Source organism: Dactylosporangium sp. NPDC000521, from assembly GCF_042898305.1.
Taxonomy (GTDB): Bacteria; Actinomycetota; Actinomycetes; order Mycobacteriales; family Micromonosporaceae; genus Dactylosporangium.
The window spans coordinates 99,949-115,623 of the sequence record NZ_JBIAYW010000003.1 but is presented as its reverse complement, the minus strand read 5'-3'; the positions used below and the strand labels follow the sequence as shown (position 1 = coordinate 115,623).

Here is a 15,675-nt window from a genome sequence, read left to right as displayed (position 1 = left end):
CCGACTTCGCCGCCGCCGACTTCGCTGCCGGGGACTTCGTGGCCGGGGACTTCGCGGCAGTAGCCGTGGTGGCGGTGCCGGTGGCGGTAGCCTTGGAAGCGGCCGGGGTCGCCTTCGTCGCGGCGGCCCGCTTGGCGGCGGGGCGCGCCGCCTTCGTGGACCTCGGCGCAGCCGCAGCGGGCGTCGCCGCCGTGGAAACCTCGGACGTGGCCGACGGGGTGGTGGCGGTGGGCTGGGCCACCGCAGAGCTGGTCCCGCGCCGGCGGGGAGCAGCGGCGGCAACGGTCTTCGCGGCCCTGGCGGGGGTCGCGGACAGTGCAGCGTCCGCTGCGGGAGTTGTCGTGGCCGCGCTCGTTGCGGCCGATCTCGTGGTGGCCTTCTTAGCTGCGGCCATCGTGGTCCTCCTGGAGGAGTTCTCCCGCATCCTGCGGGATGTTCGCGGTTGGGTTGTGCGGATTGAGACGGGTCGGACCGAAGCCGGGTGCCGGGGCGGTTCGCGGTCGCCGCCGGCTCCGACGTGTTGCTAGTGCTTGCCTTCCCACCGTTCGTCCTCGGCGTCCCACGCATCGTTGCGTTGCCGGACTGTTTCCAGCGCCTGCTGCGCTTCTGACGCCGAATCATAGGGGCCGAGTCGATCCCTTCCGGGGCACATGTCGGCCTCGGACTCGACCCGTTGGTGGGAAAGGCACCAGTAGTACCGCTCAGCACCGCTGCTGCTCATGACATCACTGTGCACCGCAAATGAAACACGCGCCACCGAAACCGGCAAATAGCTGGTTGGGATTCCACAGTAGACGCAACCGGCCGACTCCGGGAGCGGACGCCCACAGAACGTCCGGAAGTCGACGCGAACCACCCATCGGGTTGCCGGAAGTCCTTGCGCGTCAACGATTCCGCAATAGGACCCGCGGCGGCGGAAGGCCCGCGACAGGCACCGACGAGCGCGGATGCCTGTGGTCACGATCACCCGAGGGTGAGCCGTTCGGTGGAGCGAGATTCGAGTCGGACGGGCGACCCTCCCACCATCGTTAGGAGGCGAACAGTCCACGGTGGACGCGGGGCCGCGGGGCCCCGATACTCGGTGCCGTGAACCTGAACGCAGCGGTCCTCGCGATCGGTGGCTCGGCCGCCCCCGGCGACGTCGTGAAGTCCCTGACGGGCGGGCGCCCCGCACTCGCCGCCGACGGGCACGCCCTCGTGCTCTACGACGACGCCGCGGCAGCGGCACGGGACGTCGCCGGCTACCTGCGGCCGCGCGCCATGACCATGGTCCGGTTCGGCCTGCACACCGGCGGGACAACTGATGGCGAAGAGCGACTGACCGGACCCGTGGTGGCCACCGCGACCCGCCTCGCCGACCTCGCCGGACCCGGGCGGCTGCGCGTCTCGGCCGACGCCGCCGGCATCCTCGGCGACACCGTGCCGCTGGACCCGGCCGGCGACGGCTCGTACGAGATGCGCAAACGCTGACGGGGTGGGGTTGCCCCGCGGTGCGGCCGCGGGCTGCTGGACAATCGAGGGGTGAGCCTCCATGCCGATGACCTGCCGGACGTCCTTGCCATCACGCCGCTGACCGCGCCGCCCGACGTGTCGCTGCGGCCACCGGGCTCCAAGAGCATCACCAACCGGGCGCTGATCTGCGCGGCGCTCGCGCCGGGGCGCAGCACGCTGACCGGGGTGCTGTTCGCCGACGACACGCACGCGATGCTCGGCGCCGTGCGGGCGCTCGGCGCGACGCTGACCGTCGACGAGGCCGCGCACACGGTCGTCGTCGACGGCGTCGACCCGCGTACGCAGACCACGTCGGCGAGCATCGACGCCCGCCAGTCGGGCACCACCGGCAGGTTCGTGGTGCCGGCGGCGGCGTTGCGCCCGGCGCGCAGCGTGGTGGACGGTGCCCCGCAGCTGCGGGCACGGCCGTTCGGCCCGCTGACCGACGCGCTGCGCGAGCTCGGCGCGACGGTGGAGGACCTTTCCGAGGCCGGGCCAGGGTTCCTGCCGGTCGCGGTGACGGGGCCGGTCGCCGGCGGGAAGGTCGCGGTGCCGGGCCACCTGTCGAGCCAGTTCCTGTCCGGGCTGCTGATGGCCGGTCCGCTGATGTCCGACGGGCTGTCGGTGGAGCTCACCTCGCCGCTGGTCTCGGTGCCCTACGTCGAGGCGACCACCGCCGTCATGGCCGCGTTCGGGGTCACCGTCGACGGCCTGCACGTGCGCCCGGGCGGGTACCGGGCGACGGACTATGCGATCGAGCCCGACGCGAGCGCCGCGTCCTACGTGCTCGCCGCCGCCGCGATCACCGGGGGCCGGGTCACCGTCGAGGGGCTCGGCACCAGCAGCCTGCAGGGCGACGTGCGCTTCGCGGACCTCCTGGAGCAGATGGGCGCGCGGGTCGAGCGGACCGCCGACCGGGTCACCGTCACGGGCACCGGCACGCTGCGCGGCATCGACGTCGACATGGCCGACATCTCCGACACCGCGCAGACCCTGGCGGCGGTCGCGGTGTTCGCCGACTCCCCCACGCGCGTGCGCGGCATCGGCTTCATCCGCAAGAAGGAGACCGACCGGATCGCCGCGGTCGTCACCGAGCTGCGCCGCGCCGGCATCGACGCGGTCGAGGACGAGGACGGCTTCACGGTCCACCCGGGGACGCCCGCGCCGACGGCGTTCCACACGTACGACGACCACCGGATGGCGATGAGCCTGGCGCTGCTCGGCCTGCGCGTGCCCGGCATCGAGATCCGCGACCCGCGCTGCGTGTCGAAGACGTACCCGACGTACTTCATCGACCTGGCGCGCCTGTGAGCGACCTTCTCCTCGCCCGGCGGGCCGCGCTCGCCGGGGCCGAGGTCGGCATGCGCTACTTCGCCGCCCTCGCCGAGCTGCCGAAGGAGGTCAAGGCCGACGGCAGCGTCGTCACCGAGGCCGACCGCGCCGTCGAGGCCGCGATCCGGGCCGTGCTCGCCGAGGCGCGCCCCGGCGACGCGGTCCTCGGCGAGGAGGGCGGGCTCACCGGCACCGGCGGCCGTCGCTGGATCATCGACCCGATCGACGGCACCGCGATGTTCGTCGCCGGCGACGACCGCTGGCTCGTGCTCGTCGCCCTGGAGGTGGACGGCGAGATCGTCGCGGGGGTCGCCGCCGTCCCGGCGCAGGGCACCATCTGGTGGGCCTCGCGTGGCGCGGGGGCGTTCCAGGGCCGCATCGGCGAGGACGAGGGCCGCCGCCTGCACGTGGCGCCCGCCGGCGCCGAGACGCCCGAGGGGGCGACGCTCGGCGTCATCCCCGACGACTACGTCTTCCGTCCCGACCGGGCGATGCTGGAGCCGCTGACCGCCGTGGCGCGCAAGGAGCCGTGGCCGGTGCACGCGGCGCTGCTCGTCGCCGACGGGCGGCTCGACCTGTGCGTGCAGACCCGGGGACAGATCTGGGACTTCGCGGCGACGTCGCTGATCGTACGAGAGGCCGGCGGGCGGTACAGCGGCCTCCACGGCCGGCCGGAACCCGGTCCCGGGCCGTCACTTTTCGCACGGAGCGCCACTTTGCACGCCGCTACCCTGAAGCTTTTCGACGGGTCTTGACACTCATCGATGCATTCGTCCAGCATTTCCGGCGGGGTCGTTCTCAATCACGCTTTGGAGTCGCTGTGCGCTGTGCCCGGGGGTTGCTGTCCGCTGCCGTTGTCCTCCTCGCGTTACTGGTGCCGGTGCCGGCGCACGCCGGGCCCGCCCCGGTCGCCGAGACGACGGCCGACGACGATCCCGCCACGCGAGGGTTGAAGCGCACGCCGCTGGACCTCGGCGGCGGGGTGCAGGCGAACGCCCTCGGGCCGGTCGGCATCCCGGGCGCCTCGATCTGCCAGCGGTTCTACATCTACAGCTACCGCGCGGCCCGCTACGTCTCGGAGGAGCAGGGGTACACCGGCAGCAGCCACAACATGCTGCGGGCCCGCGCCACGGCCGGCGCGCTGGGCACGTGGGAGCACTTCCGCCTCTGCGCCTACAACGGCAGGACCGACACCATCTACATCCAGGCCAGCTCCGGCTACCTCGTGACCGCCGAATACGGGTACAGCGGCAACCTCCGCGGCATGATGCGCGGGCGCGGCGAGTGGCCGGGCGTCTGGGAGATCTTCGAGGTGTGGTCCGACGCCGGCGTCTACTACCTGCGCAACCAGTCCACGAAGGGCTGGGTCAGCATCCGCGTCGACATGACCGGCAGCTACGTCAACATGGTCCGCGGCAACGGCACGAGCGCGGGCCCGTGGGAGCAGCTGGCGCTCACCTCGGTGGCGTGAGGCCGGGGAGCTCGCGGCCGGTCAGCTCGTTGGCCTCGCGCCACGCCTGCACCCACAGCGGCGTCATCCGGAAGTACACGTAGCCCTTCCCCGGCCGGAAGCCCGTCTTCTCGGCGAACGCGTCCTTCGTGCCGTCCGTCAGGTCACCGGCCGGCACGGTCTCCACGGCACACTCGATGAGCACCACGTCCCGCGTCGGCCCCACGCCGACGCGGGCCCGGCCGTTGGCCTTGAGGTTGCGCGCCGTCGGGTTGCCGGCCGCCGTGGAGAACAGCAGCGTCGCCCCGTCCCACAGGAACGACAGCGGCACCATGCACGGCTCCCCCTCCGCCGACGCCGTCGCCACCCACGCGTCGACGTCCTCCTCCAGCCGCCGCAACGTGTCCGCCACGCGCTGCTCGGTGCTCCGCGCCGCCGGTGCTGTCATCGCCGCTCCCCCTGCTGGTTCTCCGGTCCCCTCAGTATCCGCGGCACCTCAGCGCATCTGACACAGCACCTGTACGTCATGCAGTCCCTCCGGCGGGACAACGACGGGTGCCTTGGCGAAGCACCGGTCCACGCGGCCGTCCGAGTGCGAGAAACCGGGGTCTCCCGTGGCGGTGTACTGCCCCGGCGCGACCCTGATGCTGAACCGTCCGTCGGCCGTCGCGGTGGTGCTCGTGGTCGTGCCGTCGGCCGCGTCGAACCACACCGTCCCGGCGGTGGCGTGCGAACGCCCCGGCATCGGCCCGCCGACCATCAGCAGCGACCCGGTGACGACCGCTCGAGGCGCGGAAGCCGGCTGTTGCCGCTGCCTCCACAGCGTGGGTCCGACCGTCGCTCCCAGCGCCACCGCCACGACCACGCCCACGACGGCGAGGTGGCGCCGGTCCCGCCGCCGCCGCTGCCGCACCACCTCGTCGAACGCCGGCGGCTGCCCCGGCTCGTGCCGCTTCGCCTCCGCCGCCAGCAGGTCCCTGAGCTCAGACATTGGACTCTTCCTCTCTCAGCAGCCCCGCGAGCGCGCTCCGGGCCCGGCTCAACCGCGACTTCACCGTCCCGGGCGCGACGTCCAGCAGCTCGGCGATCTGCTCGACGCCGTACCCGAGCAGGTGGTGCATGACGACCACCTGCCGCTGCCCGACCGGCAGCCGCCGCAGCGCCGCCGTGAGATCCACCCGGTCCCCACCCGGCGTCGACGCGTCCGCCGGCGGCCCGTGCCGCAGCAGCGCCCGCAGCGCATTCCGCGCGTTGCGCCGCCGGTTCGCCACCAGCCTGATGGCCACGGTCCGCACCCACACCTCCGGCGACTCGAGCCGGGACACGTGCTCCCACCGCCCGAGCAGCCGCACGAACGCCTCCTGGACGCACTCCTCGGCCTCGGCCCTCCCACCGGCGACCAGCGCCACCACACCGACGAGCCTCGCGAAGCTGGCCGCGTACAGCTCGGACACCGCATCGCGACTGGTGGAACCGCGCCCATACTCCTGTCACCCCCGAGCCCACCGAACGGTTCCAGCCACACCCGACTTTTCCTCGCCGAGCTTCGACGCAGGCGCCTGGTTCGAGCCCCACGCAGACCTCGCCAGCCTCCGCAGCGCCACCGCGAGGACGACGAAAGCAGCACCGCATGGGGCGAGCGACGCGACCAGACGGGCCGGCGGCGATGGCGCGCGGGACGCGCAGGTCCTGCCGCGCGCTCAGCGCGCCGGCAGTGCGCCGCCGCGGCGGCGCATGGGGGTTCGGGTGGGAACCCCCGCCGGGGCCCCGCCGCGGAGCGGTGGGGGGTACAGACGGACGAGTCGACCTGTACGCCGGGTCTTGCCGGGCAACAACGCGCTGACCTGCGGATATGCACCCTACGCCTCTTCCTGGGACGTCGCCGGGACGCGGCCGGCCGCCTGGTACAGGTTGTCGATGACATTTCGTGCCCGCCGGTCGCTGGAAGGCATCAGGTGGGTGTAGACGCGCAGTGTGAAGGCCGGGTCGTTGTGGCCCAGGTACGCCGCGAGCGTCTTGATGCTCTCCCCGCCGTCGAGCAGCGCGGAGGCGTAGGAGTGCCGCAGGGCGTGCATGCCGGTCGCCCGGGTCGGTTCGATGCCCGCCGCGAGCAGCGCCAGGTGCCAGATCTCGTGGTTGAAGTGGCCTCGGTTGATCGCGTTGCGGCGGGTGGTAGTGAACACCAGCCGGACGGTGGTCGGGCTGCCGGTGATCGGGTGCTCCCACGGCAGGGAGACCGGGACCGGTGCGCAGAGGGTGAGGTGCGCCCGTGCTCGTCCGGTCATACCGTCGAGGCGATCCGATCCATCTACAGGTGGAACGGCGAGATCTTCGATAAGCATGAAGCCCGCGTTATGCTTCACACTCGGACGTCCCTCGTTCAGCACATCATCGACCGAACGAACCGTGAGCACCCGTACGAAGTGCCCTGTGTTGTCGCTACACCAATAGCGTTCAGAAATCCGGAATATTTACAATGGATACTCGACGAGACGAACGACGCCCACTGACGCCGAGCAGCGGATTCATCGCTGTTTCGCCTGCCGATCCGCGTTCTTTCGTTTTACGCCGCGCCGTCGCCCAGTTTGCCGGTCCCCAAGCGGCGCATTGTACCGATCCGCAAATGCGAGTCCAGGGGCATGTACCTGATAAAGCGGGCCATCCGACGGGAGGTCTGCGGGCAGGACGTCGTAGTCGGGGTGCAAGAAAACGTACTTGTAGGCGTTATGCACCAGGACTCGATTCACCGTCTCCGCCGTACTCGGGTCAGCGTCGATGACGGACCCTTCTGGCAAACGCCGCTCGGATGCCAGCACCAGCAGGTGACGGGGCGTTAGAGGCAACCACACCTCATCTGCATTAAGAAACCCGTACCCGCTAAACTTGCTGGGATTCGCTTTGTAGAGCGCAACCGGCTCATCACATGTGAGAAGAAGGGGATCTGCGAACTTCGCCAAATACCAGTGACGGCGAAGCAGCACTTTATAAATCTCCCAAGCATGAGAACCCATCATTCTGAGGTGCTCATTCGGGTCAGGAACGATCGTGTACTCATCCAGGTTTTCGACAAACTCCAAGGACTCTCGCACCACATCCGGCGTTGGCTCCACACCGTTGCGACGCAGTCTCTCGCGAATCGCTGTCTCGTCCATTCCCGCAAATTCGAACCGCGCCAAAAAGTCCGCATGCAGTTCAACAGACTTGCGTGACTTACGACCACGGACGTACTGAAATGCCATGAACGTGGCGACAGCGTGCTTGTCATCTGGCGGCGGCGGAAACACTCCGAAGACGGGATTGAGCAAGCGCCGCAGCGCATCGCTGGCCTCGTCCTCGACATATTGCAAGGCATGGTCGATGTGCCCGCTAAAATCGCCGTCCTTGTCGACTGCGGTGTAAAAGTCCCGTTCGGTACCTGCGTTCGTAATGTCGGTTGGAGGAGTTCTTTCCCAGTCAGGTTTGGTAACCATGACTATTTGTCGCTGCCTGCTGGACCAGCCTTCTAGGTAAAATCGCGGAACCAAGTGGTGGCGCCATCCGACACTGCCGTTCGGGTCCCCAGGAAGAGGCCACTCCTCGTTCATCATGCCGTTGACGCTCCGTCGCGATGCGAAGCCCGGACCGGTACCGGACTACTTCAACGGCGGATCCTACAGCGCGGGAGCGCACGTCTGATAGCGAATAATCGCCCTTTGCGCCCCAGGGATCTCAAGTAGGCACAAACAAATAGGCGCGACCACGTCGCAACGCACTGCCGAAAGAACGGCTGTCGGGCTCCAGTTGATCCGTTACGGATCAGCGTCAGATGATGCGTGACAGCTCCGGCTAGACGATCTTCGCTAGATTAGCGGCCTTCTGCGTTCGGGGCGAGAGACGACAGGCCGTGTTCGAGCCAGTTCGGCGGGATGCCGAGTGTCGTGGGATCGCTGATGTCGAGGTCGGTGATGGTCTGACCTTCGGGATCGAGGCTGGCTTCGCCGACGGTCTCGCCGGAGACTTCGAGCCAGATCATGAGGCTGCCTGAGCTGCCCGGCGGGGCGGTCAAGACGAACGTGCATCCGGGCTTGCAGTGGCAACGACCGTAGAAGTGTTGTGCTGGAAGTGCATCGGCGAGGTCGCTGTGACCCATCTCGCGGAGAACGGCAACGACCCGGGCGGTCGCGTCGGGAAACGCCGTGGCCATGGTCGGCCTCGGCGGTTCGGTGGGCCGGTTGGGTCCGGTCATGCAGGTCACGTTCTCACACCGGCGTCGGGGCGGCGGCGAGGTGACTCCGGTTTGCGGGCTTTGAATCGGGCGATCGGCTTGGTGGTGGTGCGCGCCACTTCACTGATCAGGCTGTTCTCGTCATAGACGCGGTAGGTGGTGTCGGCTGCTTCGACGGTGACGGTTCGGCCGGCGTGGCGGATACCGACATGGATCTTCTGACCGGCGATGACGAGGGTGCCGCGGCTGCTGATGCGCCGGTCGACCCGTAGCGGATCGGCCGATGGTGCCGGGGCTGGCCCGGCCGGGCGGGCGTCGCGGATACGAGCCATGTCGGTGGGCGTTAGCGGGTTGGGCAGGCTGCGCAACAGCACACCCTGGTCGGTGATCTGCATCAGGGCTTGGTCGAGGCGGACAGTGACGCGCCGCCCGGCGAAGTGGCTGCCGATCGGGTGTTGACGGCCGGCCAGGCTGATCAGGCCGGTGGCGTTGACCAGCCGGTCCACCTCCACTGCTGCACCACGCTGGACAGGTGCGGCCGGTAGCGCTGGTGGGCCAGCGGGTTGACCACCGTCGGCGAGCAGCTGCCGCAGGTGGGCGGGGGTCAGCCGGGACGGCACCGTCTTGAGCCTCACATCGTCCTTGAGCAGGTGCACGACGGTCGCGTCGGCCCACAGCATGATGGTGGTGCCGGCATAAGCGGGGCCGAGCCAGAACTGCTGGCCGCACACGCCGAGATTGCCCGAGGCCGGGACGACCCTGGTCAGCTGCACGGCCAGGTTGACCGGGTCGACACCGTTAGCCGACATGACCAGCGGCGGCACCGGCGAGGCCGAGGTCGCCGGCACGCTCGACATCACTGACGGCGCAGGCTCATCAGTGGATGCAGCGGCCAGCGATGCGGGAATGCGCAGTGGCAGCTCTGCCTGATCTGGGCGCGGGACGAACCGGTCAGCGGGAAACGCCATGCCCAACGCCTGGTGCGGCCGGTCGGTGTTGTACTCCTGGTAGAAGGCGTCGATCGCGGCCTGCGCCGCCTCCAGGCTCGGCCACACCGGCACGGCGTCGAGCAGTTCGCGTTGCAGGGTCTGGTGGAACCGCTGCACCTTGCCCGTCGTGGTGGGTGAGCGGGGCTTGGTGTTACGGGCGATAATGCCGTTCTCCCGGCAGATCCGCTCGAACAACACTTCACCCGGGCGAGGTTTGGTGAACCGGCCGGTGAACTGCTTGCCGTTATCGGTGAGCACCTCCTCCGGGATGCCGAAACGGCGCAACGCCGCCGCGAACGCCAGACACACCGCCCGGCCGGTGGCCCGGCGCACCACCGTGGCGATCACGCAGTAGCGGGAATGGTCATCCACCCCGGTGATCACCTTCGCCTCGCTGCCATCGGCCAGCATGATCCCGCCGACGATGCCCATCTGCCACAACTCCATCGGCCGGTCCCGCTGCCAGCGGGTGTAGCCCTGCCGGCGACGACCACGAGGCTGCGCGTCGACCAGGCCGTGCCGCACCAGCACCCGATAGATCGTGCTCAGCGACGGGACCGGGCCGGGACAGCCGTTGCGGCCCAGCTCGAACTCGATGCGCCGCTGCCCCCACCGCGGATGCTGACGACGCAGCTCACAGATCGCCGCCTCCATCTCCGGCGACGTCTGCGCCGGATGCGCATGCGGCCGATGCGACCCGTCAGCCAGACCCTCCAAGCCCAACGTTCGGTACCAGCCCAACCACCGGTGCACCGCCTGCCGCGACACCCCGAACCGCTCGGCCACCTCGGTCACCGGCACCCCGGCTTCCACTTCCAACACGGCGCGATACCGCTGTTCCGTCATGGTCAACTCCACCAGCACTCGGCGGAGTGTCACCCATCAAGTGAAGTCAACCTGTAACGGATCAAGCGGAGTACGACACCTCTCGGGTCCTTCCAGTGGTGAGAACTTTCCATACGTCTTCAAGGCGGCCCTGGCGGGCCGCTCGCGCGGACACGGCGAAGCCCGGCGTCACAGACTTGCGGTGACGCCGGGCTCTGGCGGACGAGCTGACCTATTCGAGGAAGACGAAGAGCGCGATCGCCGCACCCTGAAGCAGTACACCGGCCAATCCGCAAAGCAAGCCCGCGAGGGCCATGCCGCGTTGACCGGGCACCCCCTGGCCGCCATTGCGTAGCGCGACAACCCCGAGAACGATCGCCACCAATCCAGCGACGCCGCCCAGGCCTGCGCAAGAGGTCAGAGGGATAGAGGTGATCCCGACGATCAGCGCGGCCAACGGCAGCTTGCTGGCCTGCCCAGCCGCCGTGGAGACCGCAGCCGTCGGCCTCGTGTCCGCGATGGGCGGTGCGGGCAGGTCACCTACCAGGTGGGCCAACTCACCCCATGTACGGGAGGCGTACGCCAGTTGCGACCGCTCGCTGAACTCCTCTAGCGTCAGCCGCCCTTCAGCGACCGCCGCGGTGAGGTGTGCGACGACAGACTCGCGGTCCGCGTCCGACACCCGGATCCAGTGCGCGGGATACATGTCCAGACGGTACAAGGACCGCGCACCCCATGCTTCCGCCGGCAGGATGGTCTCAACAAGCCGCAGCGGCAATGGCCGAGGCCTGGTTCCGTGTGACCCGGGACTTACCCAAAGGCAGTAACGGCCGCGCCGGCGAAGGCCGCGCCCTCGCATCACGGCGCGCATCATGCCTCCGGCGGGCAGGGCCTCCGGCCCTACGACCCGGGGCGTGCCTCCGGCGGCCAGGGCTGCGCGCCCTGGACTGCGGCGGGCCGGGAAGCCCGGGGTGGGCTCCGAGTCCTCCCGTTGCGCACCGAGGGCTGCCATGCCGCACCGGCAGGGCGCCAGCGTCCGAGGGCAACGGTGCGGTCCGTACGTGATGGCGCCCCACCGGCACAGCATGTCCGGGCGGAGCCTGCGCAACGGGAAGCCTCTCCGGGTCCGAAGCATGCTGCGGAAGCAGCCGGTGACAGCACGAGCGTCGATGGCGGCTGGGAGACGCCGGGGAGACAAGCCTGCAATCGACCGCTCGAAGCTCCATCCGAGACCGACAGCCACAAGCACATTGAGCAGCGAGAACGTCGTCGGTCCCAGGTAGATCAACCAGGTGGACCTAATTCGGGACGAAGAGTTCGCCAGTTCAGAGCGTTCAGTATCCGACCACCAACACGCCCTCGAAAGGCAGCCGCAACCGCTGGCTCGCAAAGATCGCGTTGAACTGATCGCGTGCGGCGCTGAACGCTGCAACCGATACCTCGCGCTCGCCGCTCTGGTGGCGATACGCGATCGGCAGCATGACGACGAGGTACCTCGCATCCAGGATGAGGCTGGTACGAACGATGTCTCGGTAGACAGCGTTGCCACGAGCTCCCCGACCGGCTTCAACTTCGACCACGATGCCGTGTCCATCGTGAAATGCATCGATTTCGTACGAGACCTCGGCCTGTCCGTTGTCGCCGAACAGTACCGGTCTGCGGATCTTTCCCACGGACGTCTTCCCGGATTCGACCGCGTAGCCGAGGTCACGCAGGCCGCTGGAGAGCTCGCGGAGAACACCGTCACTCGTGAGTCCGCTACGAGCGCTGACCGTAGAGATGGCAGGTTCGCCCTCACGAACCACGGACAGCAAACTGTCGACCCACTCCGGCGGTCGGACGTTGCGCGGGTAGTAGTTCCAGAGTGGATACAGCACTCACGCAGGGTAGCCGCTTCCCGACCGCACCGACCTCTGCCGCGCACTCCCCTGGGCCGTCTCTGGGCCGTCTGGGCCGTCGCTGGGCCGTCGAACGACCGTCAGCATTGACCGATGTCGACCAGTACTGACGTACGAAATACCAGCTCAGCGGCTATGAGAACGGCCGTGAACAGCAGGCGACGGACGAGTCGACCTGTACGCCGGGTTCTGTCCCGCCCGGAGGGGCGGGGGCGGCCATCCATCTCGGCCTGCCGTTGCCGGCAGGCTCCAGCGGTCTACCCGCAGGCTCGGGCGGGCCGCCCTCGAACGCCTGCGTCTGACCTTGCTCCGAGTGGGGTTTACCTAGCCGCCCCGGTCGCCCGGGGCGCTGGTGGGCTCTTACCCCACCGTTTCACCCTTACCCGGCCCCGAGAGGCCGGGCGGTCTGTTCTCTGTGGCACTGTCCCGCGGGTCGCCCCGGGTTGCCGTTAACAACCACCCTGCCCTGTGGAGCCCGGACGTTCCTCGGCGACACCGGTGAAGGTGCCGACGCGGCCGCCCGGTCGACTCGTCCGTCGTGATGACTATGGTAGGCGCACCATGAACCTTGCAGACATCGCGCTCCTGTCCGGGGCCGGGCTGGCCGCCGGCACGGTCAACGCGATCGCCGGCGGCGGGTCGCTGATCACGTTTCCGGCGCTGATCGCGACAGGGCTGAGCCCGGTGGCGGCGAACGTGACCAACTCGGTGTCGGTGTTCCCCGGGTACACCGCTTCGGTGTACGGCAGCCGGATGGACCTCGGTGACCTGCCGCGGCGGACGGTGCTGGCCATCGTGCCGACGGCGGTGGTGGCCGCGGCGCTGGGGTGTGCGCTGCTGCTGATCACGCCGGCGAGGGCGTTCGACCTGGTGGTGCCGTTCCTGGTACTGGCGGCGACCACCACCCTTGCGTTCCAGGACCGGCTGCGCAGGCTGGTCGGCAACCCGCGGGACATGTCGCCGGCGCGCAGGACGCTGAGCCTGCACGCGATGGTGTTCGCCGGTTCGCTGTACGGCGGCTACTTCGGCGCCGCGCTCGGCGTCATGCTGGTCGCGGCGCTGGGTCTGGTGCTCGACCAGTCCATGGCCAAGATCAGCGCGCTGAAGAACGTCGTGTCCGCCATCGGCGGCCTGGTGACGGTCTGCGTGTTCGCGCTGTTCGGGCCGGTCGAGTGGCTGGACGTGCTGGTGGTGGCGCCGACCGCGATGCTCGGCGGCTACGCGGGCGCCCGCCTCGCCCGGCGGCTGCCGTCCGCGGTGCTGAAGTGGCTGATCGTGGCGTTCGGCACCAGTGTCGGCCTGATCCTGCTGTACCGGGCGATGACCTGACGCATGGTCAGGATGCGGCACAAGGACGGAGCGCCCTCAGTGCCGGCCCAGGTGTGCGGTGTCGTTGACGGTACGCACCGCGACCCCTCCGTCAGGCCATGAGTCGACGATCGAGAGGCCGGCGGGGTCCAGGTACAGGCGGTACATGAACGCGTCGCCGGCGGCGAGGGCGTCGCGCAGCATCGACTTGATCGGGGTCACGTGGCTGACGACGGCGATCCGCTGCCCCGCGTACTGCTGCTGCAGCCGCCGCACCGCCCGCCGCACCCGGATGGTGACCTGCTGCAGCGACTCCCCGCCGGGCGGCGCGACCATGGGCGAGGCGAGCCAGCGGTCGAGCTCGGCCGGGTACGCGGCCCGCACCTCGGCGAACGTCAGCCCGTCCCACTCGCCGAAGTCGCACTCGACGAGATCCTGGTCGGTGACGATCTCGACCTCGCCGCCGACCAGGTCACGCACGGCGGCCGCGGTCTCCAGGCACCGCCGCAGCGGCGAGCTGACCACGGCGGCGAGGTCGGGGGCGAGGTCCCGGATCCGTCCGGCGGCCCACACGGCCTGGTCGCGGCCGCGGTCGGACAGCGGGATGTCGCTGCGCCCCGAGTAGCGCTTCTCGGCGGTGTACGACGTCTCGCCGTGCCTGACGAGCAGCATCCGCAACGGTGACCCGGTCGACGGCGGCGCCCATGACCGGACCACGGCCTCCGCCGGCGCGGCATCGGCGTCCCCCGCATCCACCAAAGCGCCCGCAGACGAAGACGAGCCCGGAGACGCAGGCGGACCCGCAGACACAGACGAGCCCGCAGACACAGACGAGCCCAGAGACGAAGACGGACCCGCAGCGGCAGACCGGCCCGCAGCGGAAGACGAGCCCGCGGCGGCGGCGACGGCGCGGGCGGCCGCGCGGCCCGGGGAGTCGGGCCCCGCGACCGGAGCGGCATCAACCACAGCGGAGCCAGGACCGGCAGCGGGACCAGGGGCGGCGGCGGGAGGGGCCGAGGCACCGTCCATGGCGGCGTTCGCCAGGCGGTCGGCATGCTTGTTCCGCTCGCGAGGGATCCACGAGTAGCGGACCGAGCGGAACGAGCGGGCCAGGTCGCCCGCCTCCGCCGCCAGCGGGACCAGGCCGGGGTGCTTGATCTGCCAGCGGCCCGACATCTGCTCGACGACCAGCTTCGAGTCCATGCGGACCTCGACCTCGTCGGCGCCGAGCTCGGCGGCGGCGCGGAGGCCCTCGATGAGGCCGGTGTACTCGGCGACGTTGTTGGTGGTGACGCCGAGCCGGCCGAGGCGTTCGGCGAGGACCTCGCCGGTGGTGGAGCGCACGACCGCGCCGTAGCCGGCGGGCCCGGGGTTGCCCCTGGACCCGCCGTCGGCCTCGATCGTGACCTTCACAGGCCGGACTCCGCGGTCCGGACGAGGATGCGCCGGCATTCTTCGCAGCGGACGACCTCGTCGGCGGCGGCGGCCTTGACGCGGGCCTTGTCGCCGCCGGCGAGCTCCAGGCGGCAGCCCTCGCAGCGGCCGTGGCGGAGCATGGCGGCGCCGATGCCACCGCTGGACTCGCGGATCTTGTCGTACAGGGTGATGAGGTCGGCGGGGAGGTCCGCGGCGAGGGGCTTGCGGCCGGAGCGGCGGAACTCCTCGTCCTTGGCGATCCCGGCCAGGGCCTCGTCGCGGCGCTGCTCGGTGGCGGCCCGCACGGAGCGGGTCTCGGTGAGCCGGCCGGCGATCTCGTCGAGGGCGGCCTGCGCGGTCTCCCTCTGCTCCATCAGCTCCAGCTCGGCGTCCTCCAGCTCGCCCTGGCGCCGCTTGAGCGTGGCGATCTCGTGCTGCAGGGCCTCCAGCTCGCGGGCGGGGCCGGTGCCGGCGTCGAGCCGCGCCTGGTCCTTGTCCTTGCGGGCGCGGACCTGCTCGGCGTCGCGCTCGAGGCGGCTGATGTCGCGGTCGAGGTCGTCGACGGCGACCTGGGCGCGGACGCGCTCGTCCTCCATCGTGGACAGTTCGCGGGCCAGCCGGTCGAGCTCGGCGTGCTCGGGCAGTGACTTGCGCTTGTGCGCGAGCTGGGTGAGCGCGATGTCGATCGCCTGCAGGTCGAGCAGGCGGCGCTGAGCCTCTGGGTCAGCCTTCACGGGTTGCCGTCCTCCAAAACGCCGATGG

At 69.9% G+C, this 15,675-nt stretch carries 19 protein-coding genes and 1 other RNA gene; 7 read left to right on the top strand and 13 right to left on the bottom strand.

Annotated elements, in window-relative coordinates; all coding sequences use genetic code 11:
* A partial coding sequence (locus ACFY3L_RS10720; RefSeq protein WP_389321400.1) for a hypothetical protein occupies window positions 1-527 on the top strand: 527 nt, incomplete at its 5' end.
* Here ACFY3L_RS10720 and ACFY3L_RS10715 read toward each other — a convergent pair.
* Window positions 524-721, bottom strand: a complete 198-nt coding sequence (locus ACFY3L_RS10715) for a hypothetical protein (RefSeq protein ID WP_389321398.1) — start codon at window positions 719-721, stop codon at window positions 524-526. The two genes, ACFY3L_RS10720 and ACFY3L_RS10715, sit on opposite strands and share 4 nt — an antisense overlap.
* Window positions 722-1,086: 365 nt before the next feature.
* On the opposite strand from ACFY3L_RS10715, the gene ACFY3L_RS10710 reads away from it, so the two are divergent.
* The 4 genes from ACFY3L_RS10710 (at window position 1,087) to ACFY3L_RS10695 (ending at window position 4,294) form a co-directional block, all read left to right on the top strand.
* On the top strand, window positions 1,087-1,470 hold the full coding sequence (locus ACFY3L_RS10710; RefSeq protein WP_389321396.1) for a hypothetical protein: 384 nt from the start codon (window positions 1,087-1,089) through the stop codon (window positions 1,468-1,470).
* 51 nt (window positions 1,471-1,521) lie between these two features.
* Entirely contained in the window at window positions 1,522-2,802 is a 1,281-nt protein-coding gene (gene aroA, locus ACFY3L_RS10705; protein WP_389321394.1) for a 3-phosphoshikimate 1-carboxyvinyltransferase, read from the top strand.
* Entirely contained in the window at window positions 2,799-3,578 is a 780-nt protein-coding gene (locus ACFY3L_RS10700; RefSeq protein ID WP_389321392.1) for an inositol monophosphatase family protein, read from the top strand. The genes aroA and ACFY3L_RS10700 overlap by 4 nt, the downstream gene beginning before the upstream one ends.
* A 65-nt stretch (window positions 3,579-3,643) precedes the next feature.
* Window positions 3,644-4,294 (top strand): hypothetical protein, encoded by a 651-nt coding sequence (locus ACFY3L_RS10695; RefSeq protein ID WP_389321390.1) that lies wholly within the window; start codon window positions 3,644-3,646, stop codon window positions 4,292-4,294.
* Here the strand turns inward: ACFY3L_RS10695 and ACFY3L_RS10690 are convergent.
* The 4 genes from ACFY3L_RS10690 to ACFY3L_RS10675 form a co-directional block, all read right to left on the bottom strand.
* Window positions 4,278-4,721 carry a pyridoxamine 5'-phosphate oxidase family protein gene (locus ACFY3L_RS10690; RefSeq protein ID WP_389321388.1) on the bottom strand — a complete coding sequence of 148 codons (444 nt, stop codon included), beginning with the start codon at window positions 4,719-4,721 and terminating at the stop codon, window positions 4,278-4,280. The genes ACFY3L_RS10695 and ACFY3L_RS10690 overlap by 17 nt on opposite strands.
* Before the next feature lie 48 nt (window positions 4,722-4,769).
* On the bottom strand, window positions 4,770-5,264 hold the full coding sequence (locus ACFY3L_RS10685) for a hypothetical protein (protein ID WP_389321386.1): 495 nt from the start codon (window positions 5,262-5,264) through the stop codon (window positions 4,770-4,772).
* Entirely contained in the window at window positions 5,257-5,727 is a 471-nt protein-coding gene (locus ACFY3L_RS10680) for a sigma-70 family RNA polymerase sigma factor (RefSeq protein ID WP_389321384.1), read from the bottom strand. The genes ACFY3L_RS10685 and ACFY3L_RS10680 overlap by 8 nt, the downstream gene beginning before the upstream one ends.
* A 405-nt stretch (window positions 5,728-6,132) precedes the next feature.
* On the bottom strand, window positions 6,133-6,558 hold the full coding sequence (locus ACFY3L_RS10675; protein ID WP_389321382.1) for a tyrosine-type recombinase/integrase: 426 nt from the start codon (window positions 6,556-6,558) through the stop codon (window positions 6,133-6,135).
* On the opposite strand from ACFY3L_RS10675, the gene cutA reads away from it, so the two are divergent.
* Window positions 6,490-6,783, top strand: coding sequence for a divalent-cation tolerance protein CutA (gene cutA / locus ACFY3L_RS10670; RefSeq protein WP_389321380.1), 294 nt, complete (start codon window positions 6,490-6,492; stop codon window positions 6,781-6,783). The genes ACFY3L_RS10675 and cutA overlap by 69 nt on opposite strands.
* A gap of 15 nt (window positions 6,784-6,798) precedes the next feature.
* On the opposite strand, the gene ACFY3L_RS10665 is transcribed toward cutA, so the two are convergent.
* The 6 genes from ACFY3L_RS10665 to rnpB form a co-directional block, all read right to left on the bottom strand.
* Window positions 6,799-7,860 (bottom strand): DUF4238 domain-containing protein, encoded by a 1,062-nt coding sequence (locus ACFY3L_RS10665; RefSeq protein ID WP_389321378.1) that lies wholly within the window; start codon window positions 7,858-7,860, stop codon window positions 6,799-6,801.
* Window positions 7,861-8,117: 257 nt separating this feature from the next.
* Window positions 8,118-8,498 carry a hypothetical protein gene (locus ACFY3L_RS10660; RefSeq protein ID WP_389321376.1) on the bottom strand — a complete coding sequence of 127 codons (381 nt, stop codon included), beginning with the start codon at window positions 8,496-8,498 and terminating at the stop codon, window positions 8,118-8,120.
* A 5-nt stretch (window positions 8,499-8,503) separates the two neighbouring features.
* The gene (locus tag ACFY3L_RS10655) at window positions 8,504-10,318 is read right to left on the bottom strand and encodes an IS481 family transposase (RefSeq protein ID WP_389322580.1); all 1,815 of its coding nucleotides are present in this window, start codon (window positions 10,316-10,318) and stop codon (window positions 8,504-8,506) included.
* Window positions 10,319-10,523: 205 nt separating this feature from the next.
* Window positions 10,524-10,997: a DUF1707 and DUF4190 domain-containing protein gene (locus ACFY3L_RS10650; RefSeq protein ID WP_389321374.1), complete on the bottom strand. Its 474-nt coding sequence runs from the start codon at window positions 10,995-10,997 to the stop codon at window positions 10,524-10,526.
* A 628-nt stretch (window positions 10,998-11,625) separates the two neighbouring features.
* Window positions 11,626-12,168: a hypothetical protein gene (locus tag ACFY3L_RS10645; RefSeq protein WP_389321372.1), complete on the bottom strand. Its 543-nt coding sequence runs from the start codon at window positions 12,166-12,168 to the stop codon at window positions 11,626-11,628.
* A 183-nt stretch (window positions 12,169-12,351) separates the two neighbouring features.
* Window positions 12,352-12,721, bottom strand: an RNA gene (gene rnpB / locus ACFY3L_RS10640) — RNase P RNA component class A.
* A gap of 29 nt (window positions 12,722-12,750) precedes the next feature.
* Between rnpB and ACFY3L_RS10635 the strand changes: the two genes are divergently transcribed.
* Window positions 12,751-13,518 (top strand): sulfite exporter TauE/SafE family protein, encoded by a 768-nt coding sequence (locus ACFY3L_RS10635; RefSeq protein ID WP_389321370.1) that lies wholly within the window; start codon window positions 12,751-12,753, stop codon window positions 13,516-13,518.
* 36 nt (window positions 13,519-13,554) lie between these two features.
* Here the strand turns inward: ACFY3L_RS10635 and ACFY3L_RS10630 are convergent, their stop codons facing one another.
* Complete coding sequence (locus ACFY3L_RS10630; protein ID WP_389321368.1) at window positions 13,555-14,949, bottom strand: bifunctional RNase H/acid phosphatase; 1,395 nt, start codon at window positions 14,947-14,949, stop codon at window positions 13,555-13,557.
* Window positions 14,907-15,647: a zinc ribbon domain-containing protein gene (locus ACFY3L_RS10625; protein WP_389321366.1), complete on the bottom strand. Its 741-nt coding sequence runs from the start codon at window positions 15,645-15,647 to the stop codon at window positions 14,907-14,909. The genes ACFY3L_RS10630 and ACFY3L_RS10625 overlap by 43 nt, the downstream gene beginning before the upstream one ends.
* Window positions 15,648-15,675: the final 28 nt, after the last annotated feature.

Bases quoted from the DNA above. Each gene is read 5' to 3' on its own strand.
- ACFY3L_RS10715 (WP_389321398.1), bottom strand. From the start codon at position 721: ATGAGCAGCAGCGGTGCTGAGCGGTACTACTGGTGCCTTTCCCACCAA.
- ACFY3L_RS10690 (WP_389321388.1), bottom strand. From the start codon at position 4,721: ATGACAGCACCGGCGGCGCGGAGCACCGAGCAGCGCGTGGCGGACACG.
- ACFY3L_RS10685 (WP_389321386.1), bottom strand. From the start codon at position 5,264: ATGTCTGAGCTCAGGGACCTGCTGGCGGCGGAGGCGAAGCGGCACGAG.
- ACFY3L_RS10675 (WP_389321382.1), bottom strand. From the start codon at position 6,558: ATGACCGGACGAGCACGGGCGCACCTCACCCTCTGCGCACCGGTCCCG.
- ACFY3L_RS10665 (WP_389321378.1), bottom strand. From the start codon at position 7,860: ATGATGAACGAGGAGTGGCCTCTTCCTGGGGACCCGAACGGCAGTGTC.
- ACFY3L_RS10660 (WP_389321376.1), bottom strand. From the start codon at position 8,498: ATGACCGGACCCAACCGGCCCACCGAACCGCCGAGGCCGACCATGGCC.
- ACFY3L_RS10650 (WP_389321374.1), bottom strand. From the start codon at position 10,997: ATGTATCCCGCGCACTGGATCCGGGTGTCGGACGCGGACCGCGAGTCT.
- ACFY3L_RS10635 (WP_389321370.1), top strand. From the start codon at position 12,751: ATGAACCTTGCAGACATCGCGCTCCTGTCCGGGGCCGGGCTGGCCGCC.
- ACFY3L_RS10630 (WP_389321368.1), bottom strand. From the start codon at position 14,949: ATGCCGGCGCATCCTCGTCCGGACCGCGGAGTCCGGCCTGTGAAGGTC.